Annotated in this window: 6 protein-coding genes; 2 read left to right on the top strand and 4 right to left on the bottom strand. The window is 57.0% G+C overall.

What is annotated here, in order from left to right; genetic code table 11:
* The first annotated feature begins 163 nt into the window (after positions 1-163).
* Positions 164-1,105 carry a tyrosine-type recombinase/integrase gene (locus tag SGJ19_21955; GenBank protein ID MDZ4782923.1) on the top strand — a complete coding sequence of 314 codons (942 nt, stop codon included), beginning with the start codon at positions 164-166 and terminating at the stop codon, positions 1,103-1,105.
* A gap of 3 nt (positions 1,106-1,108) precedes the next feature.
* Here the strand turns inward: SGJ19_21955 and SGJ19_21960 are convergent, their stop codons facing one another.
* Together SGJ19_21960 and SGJ19_21965 are read right to left on the bottom strand one after the other, a co-directional pair.
* On the bottom strand, positions 1,109-3,706 hold the full coding sequence (locus SGJ19_21960) for a S8 family peptidase (protein MDZ4782924.1): 2,598 nt from the start codon (positions 3,704-3,706) through the stop codon (positions 1,109-1,111).
* Positions 3,669-4,718: an ATP-binding protein gene (locus SGJ19_21965; protein MDZ4782925.1), complete on the bottom strand. Its 1,050-nt coding sequence runs from the start codon at positions 4,716-4,718 to the stop codon at positions 3,669-3,671. The genes SGJ19_21960 and SGJ19_21965 overlap by 38 nt, the downstream gene beginning before the upstream one ends.
* Before the next feature lie 693 nt (positions 4,719-5,411).
* Here SGJ19_21965 and SGJ19_21970 point away from each other — a divergent pair.
* On the top strand, positions 5,412-5,882 hold the full coding sequence (locus SGJ19_21970) for a hypothetical protein (GenBank protein ID MDZ4782926.1): 471 nt from the start codon (positions 5,412-5,414) through the stop codon (positions 5,880-5,882).
* Positions 5,883-6,078: 196 nt separating this feature from the next.
* Here SGJ19_21970 and SGJ19_21975 read toward each other — a convergent pair whose 3' ends face one another.
* Both SGJ19_21975 and SGJ19_21980 read right to left on the bottom strand, forming a co-directional pair.
* The gene (locus SGJ19_21975; protein MDZ4782927.1) at positions 6,079-6,396 is read right to left on the bottom strand and encodes a helix-turn-helix domain-containing protein; all 318 of its coding nucleotides are present in this window, start codon (positions 6,394-6,396) and stop codon (positions 6,079-6,081) included.
* The coding region (locus tag SGJ19_21980; GenBank protein MDZ4782928.1) for a hypothetical protein at positions 6,362-6,590 on the bottom strand (229 nt) is incomplete at its 5' end. The genes SGJ19_21975 and SGJ19_21980, both read right to left, overlap by 35 nt.

Genomic DNA, 6,590 nt, shown 5'->3' on the forward strand with positions numbered 1-6,590 from the left:
CCGCCACAACTTGGGCACCAAGCTCATCCCGGAGGAACGCGATCATCGCGCTCGCATCGAGATCAAGAATCACCGTCTGGATTCCAAGGCGGTCTCCTCTGCTTTACGCCGCAACAATGCCTCGCTTGAGGTTGGAATATGACTTACCGCCGCCGAATTGCGGCTGAAGGAGGGCGTCACCTTACCGGCGCTGTTCGCGCCTGACGCTTCAACCGCCAAGCGCGTCATTGAATTCTTCACGGCCAACATCCGCAACCGGCACACGCGGCGTGCCTATGCCAAGGCAGCAGCAGGTTTTGCGGCCTGGTGCGAAACCAGAGGCCTTTCCCAACTCCGGGATGTGCAGCCCGTCCACGTCGCCGCCTATGTCGAGGAGCTTCAGGGCCGCGTCTCAGCGCCCACCGTCAAGCTCCAGCTTGCCGCCTTGCGGATGCTTTTCGACTGGCTCGTGATCGGCCAAGCAATGCCGACCAACCCCGCAACCTCCGTCCGGGGACCGAGGCACAGCGTTAAGAAAGGCAAGACGCCCGTGCTGACGGCTGACGAGACTCGCGACCTGCTGGACTCGATCAAGACCGGTTCAGTCATCGGCTTGCGCGATCGCGCACTCATCGCACTGATGACCTACACCTTCGCCCGCGTCGGCGCGGCGGCCGAGAAAATGCGCGTCGAGGATGTTTACGTCCAGGGGCGCAGAACCTGGGTCCGGCTTCACGAGAAAGGCGGGAAGCGCCATGAAATGCCCTGCCATCACAAACTGGACGAATACCTGCACGCCTATATCGACGCTGCTGGGATTGCGAGGGACATGAAGGGGTGGCTGTTCCGTACGACCGAAGGGCAGTCGGGCCAGCTTACCGACCGACCCATGCGCCAGGCCGACGTGTACCGGATGATACGGCGTCGGGCAGCAGACGCCGGCATCATGACGCGGATCGGTTGCCATACGTTCCGCGCAACCGGTATCACCGAATACCTGCGTAATGGCGGCAAGCTGGAAGTGGCGCAGCAAATGGCGAACCATGAGAGCGCCCGCACGACAGGGCTTTACGACCGGCGCAATGATCAGGTGCCGCTCGATGAAGTGGAGAGGATTCTGATTTGAGACTTACGGACGTGGGCGAATGACGAGACGCTGTTGTATCTGCTCATAGACCGGAAGCGCCGAGCCAGCTTCTATCGTGACGGCAATCCCGTAGCGTACTGCCTCATTCCCTGCAAGACCTGCGTCTTCTTTGCACCAGACGCGCATAGAGAGATGCCCGTCATCAATATACGGAACGGCAGATTGCCCCTCGAAATGCTCATGAAAGACGCTCCCACGCTTGACGGTTGGGTCGGCGGGTTGGCTCTTCCGCCGTTTTACGCCAAGCACCTGAAGAACTGGGTGCAGTGGCGCAGCTTCAAGCCTGACGGAACGGTAACTCTGATGGCCTGGCTTGATCGGCGAAAACCATGCGACGGTAACGCTCAATGATCTGGGGTCCGTCACACGTTCCAAGCATCCCGGCAACGGGATACGGAAGTTATGAGCCGTCTCGGGCCGTAAGGCTCCAAAGCCCACCAATGTTGCACGACTCGGAGAACATTCGAGAGCTTCACGAATATCAGGCACGCCAAAACCGACAAACCGGCAAGAATTCTCAGCGCGCTCTGCATGCCGCCGTTTGTCTTCAGGCCCGCAAATTTCCTTCAGCAGTTCATCATTCCCATTCCACTGGGCGCTGTGCACAAGCAGGGCTTTTACTACCACAGCATAGAACTTTGGATCTATATCGGCGAGCAGCGAGCCGCCGTCGCGATCCATTAAGGAGTCGAAAATCTGATGGCCAGCCCGCGTGGCGAGCGCTGTCGCAGAGCTGGTTCCGTCGCTCAAGGCAACTTGGTCAAGGCGACCTTGACCAAGCGCATCTGGGGCAGCGGCACTAAGTCCATATAGTTTTCGTGGCGAACCCACCGAAATTCTGACGCCGCCACCACCGGTTCCCTGCATCCGGACATGCTCACGACCACCAGGAAAATAGAGATCCGGCTTAATCATGCGTCTGTGTCCGAGGCCAAGTCCAGAACTCACGTTCGGGAGTGTATTGTCCTCGAAAGGATCGACAGAATTGTGCAACCCTTGGCGCTGGGCTACGTTGTCGTGATGCTGGGCTCCAATCGTTAAGGCGTTCAGCGACTCCGCAGGCGAGAGAATAGTGCGCTCGTGCTTTGCAGCATTGAGCGCCCTGAGGACTGCCTTTTCGCGATCTTTTGGAGTCGCACTTTCAAAGTCTGTCCAGCTGGTGAAATCTGCGATGTTGAGGGTGTCGGATACGTTGCCACCACTGACCAAAAACAAGATGTTGTAGCGGTCGGAGAGGAAATCTAGAAGTCTTGCAAGCGGGCTAATGAGCCTTGTGAAGGGACGACGGGTGTCCCCCATCGAAAGATTAACGAGGAATACCGTTGGCGCGGTCGCTTCCTCGCCGGGGCCGCCCTTCATACGCACAATTGCACGGTAGATAGTGTCGATGAGAAGGCGGTCCGCGTCCGTATGCTCAATGCCATTCTCATTGGCCAACATCAGCGGGCGGACGTAAAGCGGGCGCGGTAACGATGCGCCGTTCTCGTTGCGGTCGCCGTGAAGAATGAGAGATGCCATAGCCGTGCCATGTACGCGGCGCGATACGAGGGCGCGGCTTTGCAAATTATCGGGGTCATCAAGCATCAGCCTATCGGCAAGTAACGCGTGAGCCTGCACCGGAACTCCGTCGAGCAGAGCTGCAACAGGGCGTCCCGCCGGGATGGGAGCAACACGCTCAGTTAAAGACCCATCAGCTTCAGCCTCGATTTCAAGAGGTCCGCGCAGAAGACTTTGCGGGCGGAGGAACATCACGTCATCCGCCAAAGCAAGCTTCACTGTCCTCTCGGACATGAGATTTTGCACGTCGCCCGCCGGAATGTCGATTAGCATCCCGTGGTAAGCAATCTCTCCAATGACAGATTCGTGCACAATCTGCCCACCTGCTTCCGCAACCATGTCCCTGAGCGTCTGGGCAGCATTGCGGCGGCGCGTTTCGTTGTCCCGATACCAGAGTTCTACTTCTGTGCGAATCGGCTGACCTGGATTCCTCAAACTTTCTTCACGCCAGAAAGCCATGGTTTCTTCGGGAATCCGGTCTTGCGGGCCCCAGGGCCGCAGTGCGTGAAGTTGTTTGAATAGGTGCGTGAATGGCGCAAAGCCGGAATCGAAGGCCTGGCCATTTTGCCATCTCTCCCACAGACTGAGTACTTCCTGCAACGCCCGTACATCTGGCATTGCAAGATAGAAACGCCCAGGAACCTGTTTGTCAGTGCGATCCTGCCCTTCTTTTCCTACTCTGTCATCTTGTACGGCAAAGTACTCATCAGCAGCAAAGTCGGATTCATACTCCGCCATAAACTCTAGCCCCTGAATCCGGGACACAGCCTTCAGAAAGTTGTCAATCGTCCCCGCAATTTCAAAGACGATGACACGATCAGGCGCTAGATTGCTTGGATCATCGCGGAGCTGAACAGCACCGTCCGCACGTCCGAGAACATCGCGAAGTCTGTTAAATAGCGGGCCGAACTTCTGTTGCTGGGTGACCGCCGAAGGAAGCCGCAGACTTGAGCCACCGCCGCCACCTCTCGGCACTGAAACGGCACTAGGAGTCGGAAGAGGCAGGATCGGACGTTCCGGCATTGCAACCCTCCTTTTCAGGTGTTTGCTTTGCCCGTGATGTGGAGGTCCACACCTTCAGTTGGTCGGCAATGATGTTCTTGAGATTTTTCCCCCCGATAGCTAATACTTGCCGCCGCCGCACGTCGAGGCAGAACTGCTCCGCTTCGGCATAACTTACTCGGCCCAGAGCTTTGGCTATAGAGAGAGGGGATGTATTAGTTGTCTCTCCATGCTGCGAAAGGAAAGCCTCGATATATCCGGCCAGTTCCTTCTGAGTAGGCAGCGTTAGATTGATGCGCACTTGGAAGCGTCGCCAAGCGGCACGGTCCAGCAATTCAGGATGGTTCGTCGCCGCTGCGACTATCGTATAGCTTGGCAGCTCATCAATCTGCATTAACAAAGAGGTGACAACGCGTTTGATTTCCCCCGTCTCGTGGATGTCGCCTCTCTCCTTGCCTATCGCGTCAAACTCATCGAAGAAGAGAACACAGGGCGTCGTCCGGGCATAGTCAAACACCCTCTTCAGACGGGCCGCCGTCTCTCCTAGATAGCTGCCAATCATCGACTCGTAGCGTACAACGAAGAGGGAGACCGCCACGGCTTCCGCCAGTGCTTCCGCGAGAGTCGTTTTGCCTGTGCCGGGGGGGCCGACAAGCAGTATTCGGCTGCGAGGTTCCAAGCCATGAGCGCGCAGGAGATCGGCGCGCTGTTGCTCTTCAATGAGTTCTTCAACGCCTTGGCGCGCAGTTGCCGGGAGCACAAGATCGTTCAGTGTGCGCCGTGGCGTAATCTCTGAAATGAAATCCTTGCCCCGGTGAACTGTATCGGCGACTTGTGCAACTGAAAGATTGTGCATTCCGTTCCCGCTTCCGTTTCCATTCGGCTGTATCGCTTTTGAGAGCCGATCCGCCAGAATGTCATGGCGTTTAGCCCGCTCCTCTGCAATGAGGGCTTCAGCCGCTGTGCGGAAGCCACGCTTATCCCCTACGGTTCCTGCTTGGACGAGCGAAATAAGAAGGTCACTACGCGCCATTTGCCCCTCCTGTGCCACTCTTGCGGAGCTTCTCGATTGCGGCCTCCAGCAGCCAATTGTTTCTCGACAGTGGTATGTCCCTTTGATCTAGGTCTTCATCAATTTTCTTGATGAGCTCTTCCGGCAAGCGAACGGTCAACGGCACACGGGCCGAGACTGGCCGCCGCTTTACTGCTCCGTTTGTTGCCTTTCGATTCATAATGACATCATAGTGCAACCATAGTGATGCGCAAGGGAGATTTTCAATAAGAGGAGAAGACACGAAACGGAATTTTACGCACGTTAGTGCTTGACGGGTGGAACAGGGCGGCGGTCGATGCCCGACTATGAAAGGCGTTTACAAAGGCTGTCCCAATTGAACCCCAGGCAAACTGTCAGCGTCAAAACACCCTAGAAACGGCACTTTGAGTCACAAAGTGTTGGTCCATTCGAAGTCTGCTTCAAAAGGGACAGCCATGTCCGGCCATTGCCCATAGAAAAGCGGTTAACGCGCCGCGACCTCAAGCTCCCGCGAACGATGATAGGGGAATTGGTGGGCCACTACAAGGCACTCCTAGTCGTCTTGGCTTCCGCTCTGATGCTTTGTTATGCGCGTCTTCGGTTCACAGGGCTTCGCCGTGGAACGGCTTAGCCTGCTTAAAATTGCGTTTCGTGTCTTCTCCTCATTCAGGTTACTGTGATAGAGTCCTTGTCATGCTTGGGCTTCTGCTGACCCTGCTCGTGACCTTTTGCGCGGGTGCCGCGCCCGCCGCGGATAACACCCTTGGCACCTGGCAACGCAACATCGAGAAGTCAACGTTGAACCGTCCGTCCAAGAATCCTTATAGGAGCTTGATCACTGTGCGCGAAGCTGTCCCGGGCGGCGCGCGCGTCACGGTCAAGAGCGTGCGGCAGGACGGCACGCGGAACGAATTTGGCTACACGGCTCTGTACGATGGCACGCCCGTGAAACTCTCGCCGAGCGAGGGACCGTTCGACATGCTCTCGGTCAAGCAGGTCGACGCCAACACGCTGCTCATTGAGAACTGGAAAACCGGCGGCACGTACCGAACGAAAAGCAAGAGCGTGGTCGCTCCAGACGGCAAGACGATGGTGAACACCCTCACGGGGGTGGACGGTCAGGGGAGCGAACTCCGCTTCACCATCGTGTACGAAAAGAAATGACAGTAGCGGCGAGGCCCTCGCGTTTCAAAGGAATGCGAATTACATTTCCTCTTTTCGATTGAGTTCGGCCAATGCGTCCGCAGACGCAACTGGTAGCCTCCCTCAATCCGGCTGATCTGGCCGAGTGTGCGCCCTGATTCGTGACGCTACTTCACGACCCGCACTGACACGGTTCTGGTGCAAATTGCGCCATCTCTCAATTTGCACCAGAACCGCTCGGAGCCTTCTCGCAAAGCTCTTTCGAGAACCGTGACACCTGGCGGTACAATGCCGCGATTGGCAGAGGCGGCTTTTGCAGAGCGAGGCCTTCAACGGCCTCCTCGAGCTTGGCCGACACTACGCGGCGTTCACCACGATCCGTCCGTTTCTTGCGGAAAAGCGCCGTCAACCCTATCCGGCGATACTCTGAAACCAAACGATATGCTGTCCGATATGGAATCCCGGCGGCGTGGGCTACCGATGTTAGGGGCTCGTCGTTCTCAATGTGAGGTTGGAGCAGCCGGAACCGCTCCATCGCCAGTCTTCGTGCCTCTTCCGACCGACCCGCCAGTTCGTCGATACTCAAAGAGTATGCCAAATAATGTTGACGATCCTATGCCAGATAATGTTGAAAGTGACAACTTACCGCGAATCGCCTGGATCCATTCCTCTCGATTTGGCACGGCTGATTGATCGGCGTCGATCAAGACAAGCGCCGCCGCCAGCTGC

The sequence above is a fragment of the Planctomycetia bacterium genome (assembly GCA_034440135.1).
In the GTDB taxonomy this organism is placed as follows: Bacteria; Planctomycetota; Planctomycetia; order Pirellulales; family JALHLM01; genus JALHLM01.